Annotated in this window: 11 protein-coding genes; 7 read left to right on the forward strand and 4 right to left on the reverse strand. The window is 62.3% G+C overall.

Annotated elements, in window-relative coordinates; translation table 11 throughout:
- Positions 1-90: 90 nt before the first annotated feature.
- Positions 91-2,607 carry an ATP-dependent helicase HrpB gene (gene hrpB / locus BT116_RS15655; RefSeq protein ID WP_072345383.1) on the reverse strand — a complete coding sequence of 839 codons (2,517 nt, stop codon included), beginning with the start codon at positions 2,605-2,607 and terminating at the stop codon, positions 91-93.
- Between the two features lie 95 nt (positions 2,608-2,702).
- Here hrpB and BT116_RS15660 point away from each other — a divergent pair, with 95 nt between their 5' ends.
- Together BT116_RS15660 and BT116_RS15665 are read left to right on the forward strand one after the other, a co-directional pair.
- Positions 2,703-3,122, forward strand: a complete 420-nt coding sequence (locus BT116_RS15660) for a hypothetical protein (RefSeq protein WP_063324253.1) — start codon at positions 2,703-2,705, stop codon at positions 3,120-3,122.
- 28 nt (positions 3,123-3,150) lie between these two features.
- On the forward strand, positions 3,151-4,044 hold the full coding sequence (locus BT116_RS15665; protein WP_072345385.1) for a cation diffusion facilitator family transporter: 894 nt from the start codon (positions 3,151-3,153) through the stop codon (positions 4,042-4,044).
- Between the two features lie 184 nt (positions 4,045-4,228).
- On the opposite strand, the gene BT116_RS15670 is transcribed toward BT116_RS15665, so the two are convergent.
- Positions 4,229-5,239, reverse strand: coding sequence for a DUF6515 family protein (locus BT116_RS15670; protein WP_072345387.1), 1,011 nt, complete (start codon positions 5,237-5,239; stop codon positions 4,229-4,231).
- A gap of 335 nt (positions 5,240-5,574) precedes the next feature.
- On the opposite strand from BT116_RS15670, the gene BT116_RS15675 reads away from it, so the two are divergent.
- From BT116_RS15675 to BT116_RS15695, 5 genes are all read left to right on the forward strand, one after another.
- Positions 5,575-7,266 (forward strand): ShlB/FhaC/HecB family hemolysin secretion/activation protein, encoded by a 1,692-nt coding sequence (locus BT116_RS15675; protein WP_072345389.1) that lies wholly within the window; start codon positions 5,575-5,577, stop codon positions 7,264-7,266.
- A 35-nt stretch (positions 7,267-7,301) separates the two neighbouring features.
- Positions 7,302-16,943 (forward strand): hemagglutinin repeat-containing protein, encoded by a 9,642-nt coding sequence (locus tag BT116_RS15680; RefSeq protein WP_083569154.1) that lies wholly within the window; start codon positions 7,302-7,304, stop codon positions 16,941-16,943.
- Positions 16,944-17,065: 122 nt separating this feature from the next.
- Positions 17,066-17,743: a hypothetical protein gene (locus tag BT116_RS15685; RefSeq protein WP_238992568.1), complete on the forward strand. Its 678-nt coding sequence runs from the start codon at positions 17,066-17,068 to the stop codon at positions 17,741-17,743.
- Positions 17,744-18,079: 336 nt separating this feature from the next.
- Complete coding sequence (locus tag BT116_RS15690) at positions 18,080-18,559, forward strand: Lrp/AsnC family transcriptional regulator (protein WP_025215622.1); 480 nt, start codon at positions 18,080-18,082, stop codon at positions 18,557-18,559.
- Between the two features lie 274 nt (positions 18,560-18,833).
- Entirely contained in the window at positions 18,834-19,043 is a 210-nt protein-coding gene (locus tag BT116_RS15695; RefSeq protein ID WP_003185724.1) for a DUF2788 domain-containing protein, read from the forward strand.
- Here BT116_RS15695 and BT116_RS15700 read toward each other — a convergent pair.
- Positions 19,038-19,604: a pseudouridine synthase gene (locus BT116_RS15700; RefSeq protein WP_161796661.1), complete on the reverse strand. Its 567-nt coding sequence runs from the start codon at positions 19,602-19,604 to the stop codon at positions 19,038-19,040. The two genes, BT116_RS15695 and BT116_RS15700, sit on opposite strands and share 6 nt — an antisense overlap.
- A 138-nt stretch (positions 19,605-19,742) precedes the next feature.
- Positions 19,743-21,242, reverse strand: a complete 1,500-nt coding sequence (gene amn / locus BT116_RS15705) for an AMP nucleosidase (RefSeq protein ID WP_170845973.1) — start codon at positions 21,240-21,242, stop codon at positions 19,743-19,745.
- Positions 21,243-21,329: the final 87 nt, after the last annotated feature.

A 21,329-nucleotide genomic window follows, 5' to 3' on the forward strand; every position in this document is an offset into this window, starting at 1 on the left:
TCAGTCAAACTCCTATTGACTGACACACTGCTATCGCGAGCTGGCTCGCTCCCACAGAGTTTGTATTTCAGCTTCAAATCCGGAATCAATTCACTTACGCGGCTTGACCCGCGCCGTGGCCTCCGCCACCAGCGGATCGTCCGGCCAGTAATGCTTGGGATAGCGCCCCTTGAGGTCTTTCTTCACCTCGGCGTAGGTGCTGCGCCAGAAGTTCGCCAGGTCCTGGGTGACTTGCACCGGTCGGCGCGCCGGTGACAGCAGGTGCAGCTTGACCACCTGCCGCCCGCCAGCGATGCGCGGCGTGTCGGCCAAGCCGAAGAGCTCCTGCAAACGCACCGCCAGGATCGGCGGATGCTCGCTGTAGTCCAGGCGGATCGACGACCCCGAAGGCACGCTCAAATGGTGCGGCGCCAGTTCATCCAAGCGTTGCGGCAGGGGCCAGGGCAACAGGTTGTGAACGATGCTCGACAAGTCCAGGTTGGCAAAATGGCTGAGGCGCGAGACTCGGCCCAGATACGGCATCAACCAATGTTCGAGGCTGTCCAGCAAGGCACTATCGCTGACATCCGGCCATTGGCTCTCGCCCTTGGCGTCCAGGTCCAGGCGACGCAGCAGCGCCACCCGCGCCTGCCATTGCCGCAGTTCCGGGGTCCAGGGCAATAATTCCAGGCCCTTGCGCCGCACCAGGTTCACCAGGGCCTGGCTACGGGCAGACTCATCCAGGCCGGTCAGCGGTTCGCGGCTGAGCACCAGTTCGCCAACCTTGCGCTGGCGCTCGGCGCGCAGCACGCCTTCGCGCTCATCCCAATCCAGTTGATCCGCCGTGTGCACTTGCTCGGCCAATACCGAGTCGAACAGTGCCGGGTCGAAATCCGTCGCCAGGTAGATCCGTTCTTCCCGCTGCCCCTGGCGGCTGCCCAGGTCGGCGATCACCAGCCACGCTTGTTTCATCAGGCTGTCAGCCTCGGCAAACAGCGCCGCACGGCCGTTGGCCAGGCGATATTCAGCGCCGCCGGGCCGACGCTGCTGGGCGACGCGGTCCGGATAAGCCAAAGCCAGCAGTGCACCGAGCCAGCGCGGGTGATCGGGATCGGCGACGGCTTCTTCGGTCTTGCCCCGCAGGTAACCGCGATATTGCCGGGCCAGTTGTCGCGCCCGCTGCACCCCGCCCTGGGCGCCGCGCGCTGCTCGTTCTTCACCGGACAGCAAGGCCAGGCGACTGTGCAGATCCGCGCCGGCGCCGCGCAGAATATCGCGCTCGCCCAACAGTGCGGCGACGTTGCAGGCCATGTCCGCCAGCCCCAGCGCCTGACCGCGCAGCAGCAGGTGAGCGATACGCGGATGGGCCGGCAGCTCGGCCATGGCCTGGCCGTGGCGGGTCAGCTGTTCGCCCTCCAGCGCGCCCAGGCGTTGCAGCAGATCCTGGGCCTGGGCATAGGCGGCGGTGGGCGGGATGTCGAGCCAGACCAATTGCTGCGGCGTCACGCCCCAGCGCCCCAACTGCAGGGCCAATCCGGCCAGGTCCGCCGACAGAATCTCCGCGCTGGCGTAGGCGGCTAATTGTTCATGCTGGTCTTCGGACCACAATCGATAGCAGACACCAGGCTCCAGCCGCCCGGCCCGACCGGCTCGCTGGGTGGCGCTGGCTCGGGAAATGCGCTGGGTGTCGAGCCGGGTCATGCCGCTGCCCGGGTCGAAACGCGGCACCCGGGCCAGTCCGGCGTCGATCACCACCCGCACGCCATTGATGGTCAGGCTGGTTTCGGCAATGTTGGTGGCCAGCACCACTTTGCGCTGGCCGGGCGGCGCGGGGTCGATGGCAGCGCGCTGAGCGGCGAGGTCCAGTTCACCGTGCAATGGACAGAGCAACACATCGCCGCCCTCGCCCAAGGCCTCGGCCAGTTGCTGATGGACCCGGCGAATCTCCGCCTGCCCGGGCAAGAACACCAAGACGCTGCCGGTTTCATCGTGCAGTGCTTCCAGCACGGTCTGCACCAGCCGCGGCTCGACGAACTCGCCGGGCTGGAACGGCCGGCCCCAGCGCACCGTCACCGGGAACATGCGGCCTTCGCTGCGCAGGATTGGCGCATTGTCCAGCAACCCGGCCAGGCGCTCGCCTTCCAGGGTCGCGGACATCAGCAGGATCTTCAGTGGCAGGTCTTCGCGAAACAGCTCCCGACCGTTGAGGCTCAAGGCCAGGGCCAGGTCGGCGTCGAGACTGCGCTCATGGAATTCATCGAAAATCAGCAGTCCTACGCCGTCCAGCGCCGGGTCGTCCTGCAAACGGCGGGTGAGGATGCCTTCGGTGACCACTTCAATGCGGGTCTTGGGGCCGACCTTGCTGTCGAGGCGAATCCGGTAGCCGACGGTCTCACCGACCTTTTCCTTAAGCTCGCTGGCCAGTCGCTCAGCCGCCGCCCGTGCCGCCAGGCGCCGGGGTTCGAGCATCAGGATGGTCTGCCCGGCCAGCCAGGGCTCGTTCAGCAAGGCCAGGGGAACACGGGTGGTTTTACCGGCACCAGGCGGCGCTTCGAGCACGGCTTCGTGGCGCGATGCCAAGGCTTGACGCAGGGCGGGTAAAACTTCATCAATCGGCAAAGAAATCATGCTGGCTCCAAAACAGAGGGCCGAGTATAACGGCGAACTGTTTAGCGTGGTCTGGACTCCAACCAGCAACGCCTTTACCTGTTCAGGAGATTGCTATGCGTATTCCCTTTCGCGTGATCGGTGGCGTCCTGGTCGCCGCCCTGCTGACTCAAATCAGCGCCTGTGGCTCGATCTTCTACCCGGACCGTCGCGGCCAGATCGACGGCAAGATCGACCCGGCCATCGCCGCCCTCGATGCCGTCGGCCTGCTGTTCTACATCATCCCCGGCCTGATCGCCTTCGCCGTGGACTTCGCCACCGGCGCCATTTACTTCGAGCCGGGCAAAAGCGTCCAGATCGAGCCAGAAAAACTCAAGCCGGCCATCAATCCCGACGGCACCGTCAATAACCACGTGTTGCAGGCGATCCTGGAACGCGAACTGGGCCGCAGCTTTCCGCTGGACGATCCTCGGCTGATCCAGCACAAAGGCAGCGCGCAACAACTGGCCGCCCTCGGCCTCAAGCCCGCCGCATGACAAGCGCTACTGAAGGAACGACCGCGCCATGACCCCCAGCACCGAACACGCCCGCCTGCTGCGCCTGGCCACCCGGGCTTCGGTGGCCGTGGCGCTCATCCTGGTCGTCGCCAAGGCGCTGGCCTGGTGGCTGAGCGGCTCGGTGAGCATGCTTGCCGGCCTGACCGACTCGGCATTGGACGGCGTCACCTCGCTGCTCAATCTGCTGGCGGTGCATTACGCCCTGCGCCCCGCCGATGATGATCATCGTTACGGCCATGGCAAGGCCGAATCCCTGGCCGGCATGGCCCAGGCGCTGTTTATCGGCGGCAGTGCGGTATTGATTGCCTTGCAGGCTTTCGAGCGGCTGAAAAACCCGGTGCCGGTGGATGCCCCCTGGCTGAGCGTCGGCGTGATCGTGTTTTCCCTCGGGCTGACCCTGGCACTGCTGGCGTTGCAGCATCGGGTCATCCGCGCCACCGGTTCCAACGCCGTGCGTGCCGACTCGCTGCACTATCGCTCCGACTTGTTGCTCAATGGCAGCATCCTGGTGGCGCTGGTGCTGGCCGGGTTTGGCTGGTATCAATTGGACGCTTGGTTCGGCCTGGGGATCGCCATCTACATTCTGTGGAGCGCCGTCCAGATCGCCCGGGAAAGTTTCGCGGTACTGATGGATCAGGAACTGCCGCCCGACGTCAGCCAGCACATGCTGGAGCTGGCCTGTGCCGTGCCGGGTGTCGTGGGCGCCCATGACCTGCGCACGCGGATTTCCGGTAACCACTGGTTCGTGCAGTTGCACCTGGAACTGCCGGGGGAATTGACCCTGTCAGTGGCCCACGGCATCAGCGACCAGGCCGCCGATGCGATCCATCGCGCTTATCCGAAGGCCGAAGTGCTGGTGCATGCCGACCCGTCGGAAGTAGTGAAGCGCGCCAACGCTTGATGCCGAACACAGAACGTGGCGAGGGGATTTATCCCCGTTGGGCTGCGCAGCAGCCCTGAAACCTCACCACTCGGTCTGCCAGACAGATCGAATCAACTGCTTTTTGGGACTGCTGCGCAGTCCAGCGGGGATAAATCCCCTCGCCACAGAAGCAAGTGTCCGACTCTGATTCGGTTATGAAGATTCAATAAGTCACCTGATACCCACGACTGCTCAAGCAACTGCCCTGGGCCTGGCGATAGGTCTGCACCACTTCCGGCGCCGGCGGATAGGTGTAGGTGCGCGGATCGAAACCACTCTGCTGCACCGCCCAGCGATAGCAATCGTACCCGTCCTGGTTGACCTGCTCGGGCGACTGGCCGTTGGCCGGGTAAGCCACCACGTCGTAGCTGTTGCCTTGGGGTTGCGGCTGCGGGTTGGCGACCGGCGCATCGACCACGACGTAATCCTGGGTGTTGGCTTCGTAGATGTAATAGGCGCCGGCGGCAAGAAAGAACAGCGAACTGCCGATCCACACCTCCCGAGCGTAATCCGGCAGATACCGGGTACGAATGCCCCGCGGAGGCGCGACCACGACATAGCGCGGCCCTTGCGGGCGATACCAGTAGCCGCCGGAATAGAAATAATCCTGGCCGCGATAAGGCACGCGGTAGTTGCGATCCGGGAAGCGGTCGATCACGTACCCCGGGCGGTACTGCGGGCCCGGGCCCCAGCCATTGCCATGCCCGTCCGGGCGGCCGGGCCAATGCTGCTCAGGGCGGTTGTCATGGCTTGGACGTGACCCGCCGCTGGGATAGCCATCGTTGCGACGCGGGATATCACGGTAATACCCCGGTTGCGGTTCACGGGTCTGGGTCACGCTGTCGGGCCGGCCCTGGATCGGCAGGTTGTTGCCGGGTTGCTGCTGTGGACGGCCGGGACCGTTGGGGTCTTGAGGCGGACGGTTATACGACTGGCCGCCCTGATATTGCGGCAGTGGCTTGACCTCGAACTGACGACTGTTGTCGCCACGAATGATTTCGTTGTTCTGTGGCCGCGGCTGGCCCGAATAACCCTGGCCGTTGCCATCGCGCCCGTCCTGACCACGACCGCCGTCCGGTCCGCCACGGTTTTGCTGATCGTCGGCCATTCCCTGCGCACTGACACTTGCCCACAACAGACCAACACCTGCCAAACGCCAGATGCGCGACTTCATGAAATTCCTCACAACGGTTCAGGGCTTGATGATAAGACTGGAAAAGCCCAGGCCGGTTCTGCAACAGGTTATCAGTCACGGGGTTTATTTCGCAGGCATTTGCTGATCCCCAACCAGGCCAGCACCTTTGCGCAAGGCCACGTCAGACAAAGCAAAGTGCCATCATCAAAAAATGACCTGGCAACTACCGCTCGTCGGATTTGCAAGTAATTTTTCAAGACAGGAAGCGTTACCACTTAAGATGCCCATCGTTTTCGCCAGGCGACAGGGACTTCTTATTCGCCTGAAACAACCGCCGGCATCCGCCGCAGTTAGCCATTCAAGGGAATGAAGGCATGTCACGTTTTGGCGTTACGCACGTTTTGGCTTGTTGTGCGGTGTTTACATCCCTGGTCCATGCCGCGCCCATCCAAACACCCGGTGACCGCGATCTGATTCGTGATCGTCAGCAGCAACTGCTGCAAGAACAACAAAAACGCCTCGACGAACTCCAACAACTGCCCGGCAAGACCTTGCCCGCGCCTGCCCCTGCCACCCCCGACGACAAACGTTGCTTCGACATCAAGACCATCGAGCTTGAGGGCGCGGCCCACCTAGACGCGGGCATGCGCGAGCAGTTGATCAAACCCTATCAGAACCAATGCCTGTCGGTCGGACAGATCAATACCTTGCTCAAGGCCTTGACCCATCACTATCTCGAGCGCGGTTTCGTCACAACGCGAGCCTACCTGCCGCAGCAGGATCTGTCGGGCGGCGTGTTGAAAATAGTGGTAGTCGAAGGGCGACTTGAAGGCTTCGACAGCTCCGCCCTGGCCACCCCTCGCGAATTGGCCATGACTTTTCCCGGTCAGACCGGCGAGCCGCTGAACCTGCGGGAACTGGAACAATTGGTGGATCAGCTCAGTCGCTTGCCGTCCCGTCAGGCCCAGCTCGAACTGGCACCAGGCGAGCAGGTCGGTGGCAGCCGTATCGGCCTCAAGGGCGAGCGTGAAAAACCCTGGCGCGTATCGGCCACGCGTAACAACGACGGCGACCGCAGCACTGGCCAGCAGCAAATGGGTCTGGGCCTGGACTGGGACAGCCCATTGGGCCTGGCCGACCAATTGAGCCTGCGCGCCAATCAGGACGCGGTCAGCGATCACTGGCGTCACTCCGACAATCAGAGCCTGTATTACAGCGTGCCCTACGGCTGGTGGACCTTCAATTACGCCTACAGCCAGAGCTTCTACCGCGCCAGCGGCAACGCCCAAGGCTACACATTCGGTTATGACGGTACCAGCAAGAACCACGCATTGCGCGCCGAGCGCGTACTGCAACGCGATAACGTGAGCAAGACCGGCGTCAGTTTCGGCCTCAGCCAACTGCGCACACGCAACTACGTGGACGATAACTTCATCGACACCTCCAGCGTGACCATCACCGAGACCCAATTGAACCTCAACCATGGTCGGCGCGTCAGCTCGGCGTTCATCAACCTGGATGCCGGCTGGCAACAGGGGATTGGCATGCTGGATGCCCAACGGGACAGCTCCCACCATGGCCCCCAATCGCGCTACAACAAATACAGCCTGACCCTGAGCTACCTGCAGCCGTTCCGCTTATGGGGTGAAAACTTCAGCTTCGACAGCCTTGCAACGGGTCAGCGCAGCGAAGATGAACTCTACAGCCCGCAACGAATCAGCCTCGGTGGTGTCAGTTCGGTACGTGGCCTGCAAGACCAGACTTTGACCGGCGACAGCGGCGGTTACTGGCGTAACCAGTTGCGCTGGCGCCGAGCTGTGACCTGGCAGCCCCTGCAACCGCTGTTGCAGGAGTACGGAGTGGCGTTTGCCTACGATGTCGGGGTGATCGAGGGAAGATCCTCGAACCCCGACGAGCGCGGTCGTCTCACCGGTAACGCCCTGGAGTTCAACGCCAGGGGCAAGAACCTCGCAACTTCCGTGAGTTTTGCCCGCTCACTGGAACGCCCGGGGATTATCGAAAAACGTGAACGCCCGGTGTATTTCCGCGTCGATCTGTTTTTCTGACACCCGACTCGCTCTTGTAAATGGAAGACTTTCACATGGACGTTCGTAGCCCCCTGTCTCAGAGTATTGCCCTGTCTTTGGCCTCGATTGTGTTCCTCAATCCCATCGTCGCGGCGGCGGCAGGTCTTGCGGTCGACGCGGCAGCGGGGGGTAAGACAACCATTGGGGCGGCGGGTAACGGCGTGCCGGTGATCAACATCAACGGCGCCAATGGCAGCGGGCTTTCCCACAACAAGTTCACCGACTACAACGTCGGCAAGAACGGCGTGATTCTCAACAACGCCACTGGTAAGACGCAGAGCACCCAACTGGGTGGCATCATCGTCGGCAACAGCAATCTCAAGGGCCAGGCCGCACAGGTCATCCTCAACGAAATCACCAGTGGCAATCGCAGCCACTTGGCCGGCTATACCGAAGTGGCCGGGCAAGCGGCACGCGTCATCGTCGCCAACCCCAATGGCATCACCTGCAGCGGTTGTGGCTTTATCAACACGCCACGCGCCACCCTGACCACCGGCAAGCCCATCATGGACGGCCAGCGCCTGGACAGCTTCCAGGTCGACGGTGGCGACATCAGCATCGAAGGTGCAGGCCTGGATGCCAGTGACGTCGACCAGTTCGACCTGATTACCCGCAGCGCCAAACTCAACGCCAATATCTATGCGAAGAACCTCAATGTGGTGACTGGCCGCAACGACGTCAGCGCCGACAATCTGAGCGCCACCGCCCGCGCCGAGGATGGTAGCGAAAAACCCGAGCTGGCCATCGACAGCTCGGCCCTGGGCGGCATGTACGCCGGTGCGATTCGTCTGGTGGGTACCGAAAAAGGTGTGGGCGTGCGCCTGGCGGGCGACATGGCGGCCAGCGTGGGCGACATCCAGATCGACGCCAGCGGCAAGGTCAGCATGAACAACGCCAGCGCCAACCAGGCCATCACCGTCAACGGACAAAGCCTGGACGTACAAGACAAGGTCTACGCTGGCACCCAGGTCAGCGTAAACACCCGCGCCAATGTAACGGTGGGCAAGAGCATTGCCGCTCGCGACAAAGTCACCGTCACCAGCGCCGGCAAGGTCATCAACAACGGAATCGTCGAAGCCGGGGTGAACCCGGACAACACCCGCAACCAGGGCGGCGACGTCACCATCACCGCCAAACAACTGACCAACACCGGTAACGTCGTCGCCAGCCGCAACCTCGCAGTAGACGCCAGCGAGGTGATCGACAACCAGAACGGCATCATCCAGGGCGCCAACGTTCGACTGACCAGTGCTCGCCTGGTCAACCAGGGCACCTCGGCGCGGGTGCTGGGTCTGAACACGCTGTCTCTATTGACTCCGGCCATCGTCAACCTGGGCGCTCTGATCCGCTTCGGCGACGGCCAGTCCACCACCCTCAATCTCGACAGCCTGGACAACACCGACGGCCATCTCGAACTGGCCGGTGGCAACCTCGAACTCAACACTCGACAACTGACCAACCTGCGCGGTTCGGTGATCGCCGATCAACTACAACTGACCGCCGAGCGCCTGGACAACCAAGGTGGCCTGATCGCTTCCAGTGTCGGCCAGTCCAACCTCAAGGTCAGCGGCCAACTCAACAACACCGGCGGCGTGCTGCAAGCCCAAAGCCTGCTGGATGTCAGCGCCGCCAGGGTGCTGAATCAGGGCGGCAAAGTCGTCGCCGATCACCTGAAACTGACTGCCGAACGCCTGGACAACAGCACCAATGGCCTGATCAGTGCCGAACTTGGCAACAACGCATTGACCGTGACTCAAGACCTGATCAACCAGGGCGGCCGGATCCAGGCGGCCTCCGTGCTGACCGTCAAGTCCGGGACCGTGGACAACCTGGGCGGCACACTGGTGGGCCAGCAGTTGACCCTGGTCAGCCAAGGTGCCCTGAACAACCAGCAAGGCAAGATCAGCGCCGATCAACTGGACCTTACCGCCCAGGACGTCAACAACACCGAAGGCCTGCTGCAGGGCACAAGTGTCGCCACTCTCTCTGCCCGGGATCTGAACAACCTCAAGGGCAACGTCAACGGCGGCCAGCTCAGCGTGGGTTTGGACAGCCTCAGCCAGAACACCCAAGGCGTGCTCAGCGCCGAGACCGGCAAACTGACAATGGTCGTGGCCCAGCAACTGAACAACAGCGCCGGTCATCTTCAAGCCAAAGTCGGCGACCTCGACGTAAGCGCCGCAGCGTTGAACAACCAGCAAGGTGTGATCGTCGGCAAGCAACTGCTGTTGACTCAAAGCGGTTTGCTGGATAACCGCGGCGGCCGCGTGGTGGGCGATCAACTGACCGTTGGCGCAGGGCGCATCGACAACAGCGCCAACGGCTTGCTGCTGGCCGGGACCGGGGGTGCGCTGCTGACGCTCAAGGACCAGGGCATGACGCGGGGGCAATTGCTCAACAACCAGGGGCGTGTGCAGAGCGACGGCCATTTGCAGATCAATGGCAGCGACATCGACAACCACGGCGGCGTGCTGCTGGGCAGTAGTGTCGGGGCCAATGCCTCCGGCCTGGACAACAGCGCACAAGGTTCGGTGATTGCCTCCGGCGGTACGATTGAACTGGTGGTCTCAGGTGTATTGAACAACGCCCTGGGCCTGATCGACGGTGGCGAGTCGGCAGTTCGCGTGACCCAGGCCACACAGTTTGACAATCAGGGCGGTACCCTCGCAGGCAAACGCCTGGATGTGCAGGGTACGGTGGTGGATAACCGCAAGGGCCAACTGCTGTCCGGCACCGAGGGTTTGAAAATCACCGCCACCACCGTGAATAACAGCGAAGGCCTGGTGCTGGCGCGCGGCGGCCACGCCGATCTACAGCTTAATCAAGGCACGCTGAACAACCAGGGCGGTGCTTTGCAAGGCGACAGCGCCGAAGTGGTGGCCGTCTCTGTGGACAACAGCGCACTGGCAGGCAAGGCCGGGCTCATCAACGCCCAGGTCGGCGACCTGAAACTGCTGGTCGACAACCTGACCAACCAGGCGGGCCGCCTCTATGCCCAAGACCTGCTCAGCAGCCAGGGCCAGGTTCTGGACAACCGCGCGGGCGGTGAAATCAGCGCCAGGACCCTGAGCCTCAACGCTGTGAGCACCTACAACCAGACCGGCCTGATCGAATCGGGCGGCAACCTGCTGCTAACCGGCGACAACCTGAATAACAGTACTGGCCGTATCCGCGCCATTGGCGGCAACCTGAGTCAGATTCTGCTCACTGGCGACCTGAACAACCAGAGCGGCTCCATCGGCGTCACCAGCCAGGCCCTCAACCTCAAGGCTGGCGCACTGAACAACCTTGCCGGCAGCGTCGAACACACCGGAGCAGGCCTGCTCAAGATCGACCTCGCCAGCCTGAGCGGCAACCAGGGCAGCATCACGGGTCTGGGCCACGGCGATGTGGACATTGGCTCGATCAATGGCACCGGGCGCCTGCAGTTCAATGGCGCTCTGGATGTGGCCGTGGGCAACAACCTCAACCTGCTGGCCGGTGACCGCATCGCCAGTGCCAGCAACCTGATGTTAAGCGCCACAACCCTGAACAACAGCGGCGAAGTACTCAGCGACGGCGACCTGAGCCTGACGCTCACCGGCGACCTGAATAATGACGGCCTGCTGTCGGCGGCCAAGGCCGTCAGCCTCTCGGCGGGGAACCTGACCCAAAATGGCGGACGTATCGCCAGTGCCGGTGATACCACCCTCAACCTGCGCGGCAACCTGGACAACCTGGGGCGCCTGATCGCCAGCCAGAATCTCAAGATCCACGCGGCACAAGTCAGCAACCGCGGAACCCTCGGTGCCCTTGGCCAGGTGGACATCTTCGCGGGCAACGGCATCAGCACCTCAGCCGATACCCTGATCTACAGCGGCGCCGACATGAACCTGCGCGGTGCCACCCTGAGCAACCTCTACGGCGACATCTACAGCAAGGGCAACCTGAGCTTCGCCGCCCTCGACGGTGGCCAGGCAAACAGCCTGAGCAACCGCTCGGCGAACATCGAAAGCGAAGGCGACATGAACCTCAATGTCGCCAACCTGGAAAACACCAAGGACACCTTCGAGATCGGCGAATCCCTTGTCAGCCGCCGCATCGACATCAACTGTACCGACTGCTCCGGCAAGCACCACACCGCGACTTTTATCGTCAACAGCACCTACCTGGGAAAAATCATCCAGGACTCTCCGGGCGCACGCCTGATTGCCGGACGTGACCTGCTGATCAATGCCGGTACCGTGGAAAACAAGCAAAGCCTGCTTGCCGCCAACCGCGACGCATTCGTCAACGCGACAAACTTCTACAACCGTGGGGCGACCCTCGACCAGCGTGTCGAAAGCACCACTTACTTCCTGCACGGGGTGAAACAGGGCGACTTCCGTTGGGCAGAGTCCAACGCCAATGCCTGGAACGCGGCCAACGCCGGCAGCGCCCCGGACCAGCAGCAACCGATTCCGACGGCGATCACCCAGTACCCGCTCATCGGCCAGAGCAGCGTCGTACACAACGGCACCCAGACGGGTTACGCCTCGACCTTGCAGTCCGGTCGCCAGTTGAACCTCACCGTCACCGGCAACCTGGAAAACGGCACCTTGACTCAACAGGCCAGCGCCCAGTTGACCGGCCAGAGCCTGGCTAACACCGTTGGCCTGGTCGGTGGCCAGACCATCACCGTCAATGCCCTGGGCAGTGGCGGCAGCACCCAGGTGGCGGCAGATGTACGGCGCGTCGAGCGTGTCACTGCCGACGGCAGCACCCAGCTCAGCTTTGTACCGGTGGACTTTGCCGGCGTACCTTTCGCCGCCGTCGACCCCACAGCGCTCGCCACCTATCGACTGCCGGAAGGTGACTATGGCCTGTTCGTGCGTAGCCAGAATCCGGACAGCCGCTACCTGATCGAGACCAACCCCAACCTGACCAACCTCTCGCGCTTCATGAGCTCCGACTACATGCTGGGCCTGTTGGGCTACAACGACGACCGCAGCTGGCGTCGCCTGGGTGATGGCTTGTACGAAACCCGCCTGATCCGCGAAGCAGTGCTGGCTCAGACCGGTCAGCGCTTCCTCGCCGCCAGCCTGACCAGCGACTACGAGCAATACCAGTACCTGATGGATAACGCCATCGCCGCCAAGAACTCGTTGCAACTGAGCGTCGGCGTAGCCCTGAGCGCCCAGCAAGTGGCGGCGTTGACCCACGACATTGTCTGGATGGAGACCCGCCAGGTGCAGGGCCAGCAAGTCCTGGTGCCGGTGCTCTACCTGGCCCAGGCCGAGTCGCGCAACCTGCGCGGCGGCAGCCTGGTGCAGGCCCGGGATATTAACCTGATGGCCGGCAACGACCTGACCAACGTTGGCACCCTGCGGGCCAACAGCAACCTGGTGGCAGAGGCGGGGAACAATCTCTATCAGGGCGGTCTGACGCAAGCCAGCGAGCGTGTGAGCCTGATGGCCCAGAACAGTATTCGCAACGCCCTGGGCGGCGAAGTACGTGGCAATCAGGTCGACCTCACCGCCGTCAAAGGCGACGTCGTCAACGAGCGCGCCGCCATGGAAGTGCTCTACGGTTCCGGCTCGCGGACCAACCTGGATCAGGGCAGCCTGATCAGTGCCCGCCAGCAATTGAATGTCAGCACCGGACGCGACCTGACCAACAAAGGCCAGATCAACAGCGACGGCAATGCCACGCTCAATGCTGGCCGCGACGTGGAAATGCTCGCGGTGCAGGATCACACCTTCACCCAGAATGCGATCCGCCGTGGCCTGGTGACCAACAACACGGTTAAGACCCTCGGCTCCAGCGTGACCACTGGCGGCAACCTGGAAGTGAACGCCGGACGTGACATGGCGGTCGTGGCGAGCCAAGTCAAGGCCGGTCATGACCTGGCCCTCAATGCAGGCAATGACATAGCCATTGTCTCGGCCCAGGACGAACAGTCCTCGACCTTCTACCAGAAGAAAAAAGGTTCCTGGGGCAAAAGCAAAACCACCCAGAGCGCGGACTCGGCGACCAGCAACGTGGCTTCGCAGATCGAGGCCGGACACGACCTGACCGTCAACGTCACCCAGGACAAGGACGGACGCATCGGCCTCACGGGTGGCCGCGATGTAAGCGTAATCGGCAGCCAGCTCAAGGCCGGCAACGACTTGCTGGTGGGGGGTGCCGGCGACGTGAACCTGATGTCGGCGCAAGAGCAGACCGACAGCAGCTACAGCATGAAGAAAAAAGGCAGCTTCGGCCTGAGCAAAAGCGGCAATAGCCGCAGTTCCAGCAGCATCACCCAGGTGGGCAGCGAGCTGAGCGCCGGAAACGATGCCGTGGTGGTCGCTGGCGGTAACGTCAACCTGTCCGCCAGCCGTGTCGACGCCAAGCGCGATGCGCAATTGCGCGCCGGGATGGTCGACAAGAACGGCGACGTCAACCTGATGGACGCAGCCAACGAGTCCACCAGTCAAAGCGAGAAGTACAAAAGCAAAGTTGGCTTCAGTACCTCCGGCAACTTCATCTCCATCGCCTCGGCGAAAAAATCCGGACAGGCAAACCTGCAGACCCAAAGTGTCGGCAGCCAAGTCACCGCTGGCCGCGATGTCACCGTACAGAGCATCCGTGACGTGAACATGATCGGCAGCACCGCCCAGGCCGGGCGTAACCTGCAAGTGGGCGCAGGGCGCGACGTCAACGTACTGGCCGGCAGCAACAGCCAGGACCAGAGCAACTGGAAATCCACGAAGCAGACCGGCCTGTCCCTGGAAAGCGATCGCAATGGTTTCACTGCGTTTGCCGGACGCGAAGCGACTAAGGAAAAATCCCGCGCCGCCCAGCAGACTGCCGCTGGCAGCCAACTGGCGGCCGGCCAGGACATGACCGTTCAGGCCGGGCGCGACCTGACCCTCGAAGGTGCGGGCCTGGACGCCGGGCGCGACATTAGCCTGCAGGCCACACGCGACATCAATGTCGATGCCGCCGATGAAACTTTCATCCAGGAACGCAGCAAGACCCGCGACCGCAATGGCCTGACCGTCAACATCAGCCACAATTATGGCAACACCATGGATGCCATCAACGGCACCGGCAAGGGTGAGGACAACGTCAGCAAGGCCTCCAGCGTGCTCAGCACCGTGGACGCCATCAACTCCTTCACCTCCGGGCCAACCAGTGCCACCCACTTTGGCTCGGCCAGCCAGGGCACCAGCTCGCGTTCGGAAATTCGCGACAACGTCCCGTCCACTTTGAGCGCCGGGCGTGACATCAACGCCGTGGCCGGTAACAACCTCAATGTGCGTGGCAGTCAGTTCGAGGCCGGGCGCGACATCACCCTGGTGGGCAAGAACGTCAACCTCGACGTGGCCCATGGCGCAATCAACCAGGAGAGCCAGACCACCCGCAGCCAGGGCGGCATCAATGGCCAGAGCGGCGGCGGCAGTGCCCGCGCCGGGATCGGTGGCAGCAACGGCGTGGCCAGCGAAGAAATGACCCAGGGCACTAACAACCCGAGCGTACTGCTCTCCGGGCGTGATACCAACATCGAGGCCAGTGAGAACCTGACCATGATCGGTACCCAGGTGATTGCCGGCCACAATATCGATTTGCGTGCCGGCAAGGACCTGACCATCCGCGCCGCACAGAACGACTCCGACAGCGAATCCACCCGGCGCAGCGGTGGCGGAGAAGTCGGCATCGCCCTGGGTGGCAAGGACTTCATCGCTGTCTACGCCAGCGTCGACATGGGCAAGGGCAAGCTGGAACGGGAAACCGAGAAACAGCAGACCGCCTACCTGTACGCAGGCAACCAACTGCGCTTCAACAGCGGCAACGACACCACCATCGCCGGCGCCAACCTGCGCGCCGACGAAGTGGTTGGCCGCGTCGGCGGCGACCTGCTGGTGTCGTCGGTGCCAGACACCGGCAAAGTCAGCGGCAAGCAGTTCGATGCCAGCGTCACCGTCAGCATCGGCCTGGCCGGTGGCGGTGGCGTCAGCGGTTCAGTGGGGGCGGGCAAGACCACCGGCAAGACCAACTGGGTTGAACAGCAAACCAGCATCACCGGTAAAAACGGCGTGGATATCCGCACCGAGAAACACACCCAGATCGACGGTGCGCTGATCGCCGCCGACAACGGCAAGCTCAAGCTCGACACCAACACACTGGGCTTCCGTGACATCAATGGCGTAGACAAGGAGCACAGCTACTACGTCAACGTTGGCGGTGCCTTTGGTTGGGGCGCGGACGCGGGTAACGGCGCCAAGGCCACCGGCGGCAAGGACGTGGCCTTCACTGGCGACAAGAGCCTGAGCGGCGCGCCCAAGGAAGGCTTCAATGGCTGGAGCGTGAGCGGCTACGACTACCGCAAGGAGCGCGAGCAGGATGTGCGCGCTACAGTCGGCGCGGGCAACATCATCGTGCGCAACGACGCGGTTACCGGGCAAAACTCCACCAGCGGCCTCAACCGCGATCTGACCAAGGCCTATGACATCACCAAGGACAAGGAAAAGCGTACCGAACTCTATGTGAGCGAGTCGTCGCTGAACTCGGTGAGCAACCCGTCGCAAACCTTGGATCGGTGGAAAAAAGGGCTGCAGGACTATGGCAAGAACAGCTCCGATCTGTTCAAGAACTACGGCCACCTGACCAAGGCCACTGAGCAGGCGCTGGCTGAAAATCCGAGCCTGGCACCTCTGGCCTGGATTCCGGGTGTGATGCAAAGCGCCATGGACAAAACCTCATACGGAACCCTGGGCCTGATGCCAGGCGTGATCAGCCACGGTGGCGTAGCCACGCAGTTACCCGTGCTGCTCAGTGGCGACATGAGCTTCTACCGCACCGAACTGGTCTATCAGAAAGATGCCAAGGGCAACGTTGCCATGGACCCGAAAACCGGCAAGCCACTGCTGGACCTGGCCAAGACCAAGTTCGACATGATCCTGCGTCCCGACGCGCCGGGAGCGATTGCCACCAACGGCATCCAGAATGCATTCGAGGCGGCGCTGGTCAATGGCGGTATGCAAACCGGCCGTGACAACTATATGCAGGCCTACAACCCGGAACATGGTTTCCTCGGCGACCTGTTGGAATCGGCATGGGACGTGAACCTCGGCGGCATCAAGCGCTCCGGCAACGCCCAGCAGTTGCATGAGTTCTACCAGGCAGGCATCGACCAGGGCTTCAAGCTGGACCTGGTCGGCCATAGCCAGGGTGCGTTGCTCACCTACCGGGCACTCGAAGGCCTGGATTTTGGCCAAAACGCCGGCAGCATCCAGCTTTCAGGGGCGCCGGTATACGCGCAAAAATTCTTCACCGCAGCGGAAAAAGCCGGCTTCAACACTACCGACAATGCAGTGTTCCAGGTCAACCGGCCAGACAAGCAGGTGTTCTTCGGGATGCTGCCGATGACCGATTCGGTGTCCGACCTTCTGGGACGCAACGCCATGAACTCCAGCGACCCGATCAGTCGTTTCCTGGGGGCCGTCTTCACCCTCCCTGGCCTCATGGGTAAAGACAGCCCGCACTCCAACTACCTGTGCCAGGTTCAATCGATGTGCGGAAACGGCGCCAGTCAATTGCAGCAGGACTTCAGGAACGGCACGACCACCAACCCGGACGGGACCAGAAGCAAGACCTATATCGTACCGACCTTTATCGACAAGAACGGCAATGCCTTCGGCGCTTCACTTTGACGCTGAGCCGACTTGCCCTGCTATTACTGCCCGTGACCCTTTGGGGCTGCGGGCAGACACCGTTGGTGCACGAGGACGATCGGCGGTTGAGCCGCATGTTATGTGAAGTGGGAGAACAGCGGGTGACCCTCAGTCCTCGCTTCTCTTATGACCTGCCCGAGCCGCTGCGACACACCACGTGCGGCACGATCAAAAGTGGCTTTACCTACGACAAACGCCGCGACGTGCTGTCGGCGGGCACCTCCGGCAGCTTTCGTTCCGGTGAGCTTGAGGTCTTGGCGTCGTCACTGTTCCTGATCGTAGAGGGCATGCTCGATGGGAACGTAGAGGACCTCTATGCTCCCGAGCAATTTCTGCAAAACAAACGGGCTCAGATGGATCTGTATTCGAGCGAGCCTCGCCCACAGGAGATCGACTGGGTCACTCGTCAAGGGATGCGGTGCCTGCGTTTTCATAACGTTTGGCACAGCCCAACGGGCTCCTGGGAAGAAGTCGTCAAGTACTGGTGCTGGGAAAACCAGAGCGGCCTGAGGCAACCGTTCCATGTCCGCGCCGGGCAACGCTTGGCCGAAGGCACCAAGGGCTATGACCTGGATCAGGCCTTTATCCTGCCGTTTTTCCAGAGCCTGAAAATCAATCGCCTGTCCGATGCAGCCCTGGCCGAGGCTGATGCAAAAATCAAAGCCGCCTGCGCCCACGTCAAATCCCGCTATGACCAGCACCTTAACTGGGGCGCCGACTACCCGGACAAACGCCTGACCCGCCAGCGCTTGCGCGCCTGCGGGTATGACGTGCCCTAGCCAAAGCAGAATCGGCGCCAATAAAAAAGGGAGACCCGTCGGCCTCCCCTTGAGAATTTCGTCCGTGCTCGACGCTTATGACGTCGGCTCACCTCACACCGTCTTCTGGACAGTGTGCAGCTCGGGGGTCTGCCAGTACCGGTGGGTACTGCGACCGCAGCCGGCCTGATTGGGCGGGCTGCACTGGACTGTTTGTCCGAGCAGTGATCTTGGTGATAAGGATAAGCCTGGGCCTCCGACAGATGATTGCGAAGATTGCGGAAATAAACACCGCTTGCGCAATTTTTAACCTCGGATAGATAATCTGCCGCAATTAACAAGACAAAGGCCCGACCGATGAGCAAACTCGACCGTTACGACCTGAGCATTCTGGCGGAATTGCAGCGCGATGCGCGTATCTCCAACCAGGAACTGGCCGAACGCATCGGCCTGTCGCCCTCCCCCTGTTCGCGACGGGTCAAGCAGCTGGAGGATGACGGCTACATCACCCGCCAGGTCGCCCTGCTCGACCGCAAGATGCTGGGCCTGAGCCTGACCGCCTACGTATTGATCGGCATGGACCGTCACACCCCCGAGCGTTTCGAGAATTTCGAAGCGGCCATCCGCAACCTGCCGCAAGTACTGGAGTGCAGCCTGGTCACCGGGATGGACGCGGACTACCAGCTCAAGGTGGTGGTACCGGATATGGACCATTACCAGAAACTGCTGCTGGGGCACCTGACCCGGATCGATGGCGTGACCAGTGTGCGTTCGAGCTTTGTGCTGAACCAGGTGCTCAACAGCACCGAGTTGCCGTTGACTCATCTGCGCAGCTGACCGTTTCTGTGGCGAGGGGATTTATCCCCGCTGGGCTGCGCAGCAGCCCCTAAACCAGGCAACTCAGTGTGCCAGGAAGATTGAATTTACTGCTTCAGGGCTGCTTCGCAGCCCAGCGGGGATAAATCCCCTCGCCACAAAATCCCCTCTCCACAAAATCTCCAGCCCAGCCGATGAATAGCTGCGACACACCGCCGCAGGCCAATCCCGCGCCCGCGCCTCATGCCTTATACTCGCCGCGCCTTTTCAACCCCGCTTACGCCGGAGTGTCCTGATGGATCCTGCTGTTTTCGAAGAGTGGATGATGACCGGCCTGGTCAGCATCCTGATCATTTTCATGGGCTTCATCGTCTGGGATCTGGCGAAGAAGTCCAAGGCCGGGCGTTTCGGCTCGTTCATCCTGTTTTTTGTGCTGGGGCTGGGCGTGGCAGCGTTCGTGATCAAGAGCGTGGTGATCGGCCTGATCGAGTCCGGGGCGTTATAAGCGCGCTGGCACTTCCTTCCACTGGCCCTGATCGAGCCCTTCGATCGTCCAGTCGCCGATCCTGACCCGCACCAGACGCAATGTCGGCAAGCCCACGGCGGCCGTCATGCGTCGTACCTGGCGATTGCGCCCCTCGCGTATCACCAGCTCCACCCAACTCGTGGGTACGCTTTTACGAAAACGTACCGGCGGGTTGCGCGGCCACAGTTGCGGCTCATCCAATGAGCGCGCCTCGGCCGGCAGGGTCATGCCGTCGTTCAACTCCACCCCATCGCGCAATCGCTGCAACTGTTCGGCACTCGGTTCGCCCTCCACCTGCACCCAATAGGTCTTGGCCAGCTTGTGCTTGGGGTCGGCGATACGCGCCTGCAACTGCCCATCATTGGTGAGCAATAGCAAACCTTCGCTGTCGCGATCCAGCCGCCCGGCCGGGTAGATGCCCGGTACGTCGATAAAATCCTTGAGCGTCGCCCGCCCTTCACCGTCACTGAATTGCGTCAGCACATCGAAGGGCTTATTGAACAGGATCAGCTTCGGCTCGGCCGGCGGGGCCTTGGCCACACGGCGCGGGGCGGAGGCTGGAAGCTTCGCGCCAGGGCGACGGGAAGCGGGGCGTGGAGGACGGGGCATGGTGGCACGGCATCTAACGGTCAGGACCGCCAATGCTAGTGGCCTGACCGCTAAATAACCACCGCCGTATCAACGGAACGGCGGCTCGTCGAAGCTGCGCAGCTTGCGCGAATGCAACGAGTTGAGTTCGGTGCGCAACAGGTCCAACGCCGCGATGCCAATCTTCAGGTGCTGGTTGACCGCCCGCTCATAGAACGCGTTGGCCGAGCCCGGCAGCTTGATTTCGCTGTGCAGCGGCTTGTCCGAAACACACAGCAACGTGCCATAGGGCACACGCAAGCGATAACCCTGGGCGGCGATGGTGCCGCTTTCCATGTCCACCGCCACGGCGCGGGACAGGTTGATCAACGGACGCTCCTGGGCCCAGCGCAATTCCCAGTTACGGTCGTCGTAGGTCAGCACGGTGCCGGTGCGCAGGCGCTTCTTCAGCTCGTCGCCCTTTTCGCCAGTGACGTTGGCCGCCGCTTGCTGCAAGGCCATCTGCACTTCGGCCAGGGCCGGAATCGGAATGTTCGGCGGCACCACACGGTCGAGAATGCCATCGCGACGCATGTAGGCGTGGGCCAGCACGTAGTCGCCAATGGTCTGGGACTGCCGCAGCCCGCCGCAGTGGCCGATCATCAGCCAGCAATGCGGGCGCAGCACGGCCAGGTGGTCGGTGATGTTCTTGGCGTTGGACGGGCCGACGCCGATGTTCACCAGGGTCACGCCATGGCCATCGTTGGCCTGCAGGTGATAGGCCGGCATCTGGTAGCGGTGCCAGACCACACCGGCGGCAATGGCCGATGCTTCGCTATGGTCCATGTTCTTGTCGATGATCACGTTGCCCGGCAGGACCATGCGCACAAAGCGCGGGTCGCTGCGCAGTTGCTCCAGGCCATGGACGATGAACTGGTCGACATAGCGGTGGTAGTTGGTCAGCAGGATCCACGGCTGCACATGGCGCCAGTCGCTGCCGGTGTAGTGCACCAGCCGGCGCAGGGAAAAATCCACCCGCGCCGCGTCGAACAGCGCCAAGGGCAGCGGGTCGGTGTTTTCCCAATCATAGAGGCCGTCGGCAATGCCATCGGTGGCGGCCGACAGGTCGGTGCTGGGGAAAACTCGTGCCAGCACGGCGGCGGTCACGCCGGAGCCGGCCAGTTCGTCGCCCTGCTCCACCACGTACGGGTACGGAATGTTCTGCTCGCTGACGCCCACTTCCACGGTGACGGTAAAGTCGTGCATCAGCGGGACCAGCTGTTCCAGCAAGTATTTACGGAAGGCGCCGGGATGGGTCACGGTGACACTGTAGGTGCCGGGCAGCTGGACCTTGGCGTAAGCGCGGGTGGTTTGCGGGACTTCGCCGTGGCAGTGATAGGTCAGGCGCAAGGCGGGATAGCGAAACAACGCACGCTGCTCGGCATCCGGCTCGACGCGATCCTTGAGATAACGCATCAGCGCCTGGTTCAACGCGGTGGTCGCACGCTCGTGCAGGGCCGCCAGACGATCCACGGCTTGTTCGGCGGTTTGAACGACAATAAACGCTTCGGTCACGATCAGCTTCCTGTGTTCTGACTTGCAGGCCTTCATCTTGCCTGCATCGCCGCCCGACGGGAACAGTGGCGTAATGGACTCGATCGATTCCCTGTGGGAGCGCGCTCCCACAGGGGTATGTGT

Origin of the sequence: Pseudomonas sp. NFACC16-2 (genome assembly GCF_900119205.1) — a bacterium.
Classification (GTDB): domain Bacteria; phylum Pseudomonadota; class Gammaproteobacteria; order Pseudomonadales; family Pseudomonadaceae; genus Aquipseudomonas; species Aquipseudomonas fluorescens_Q.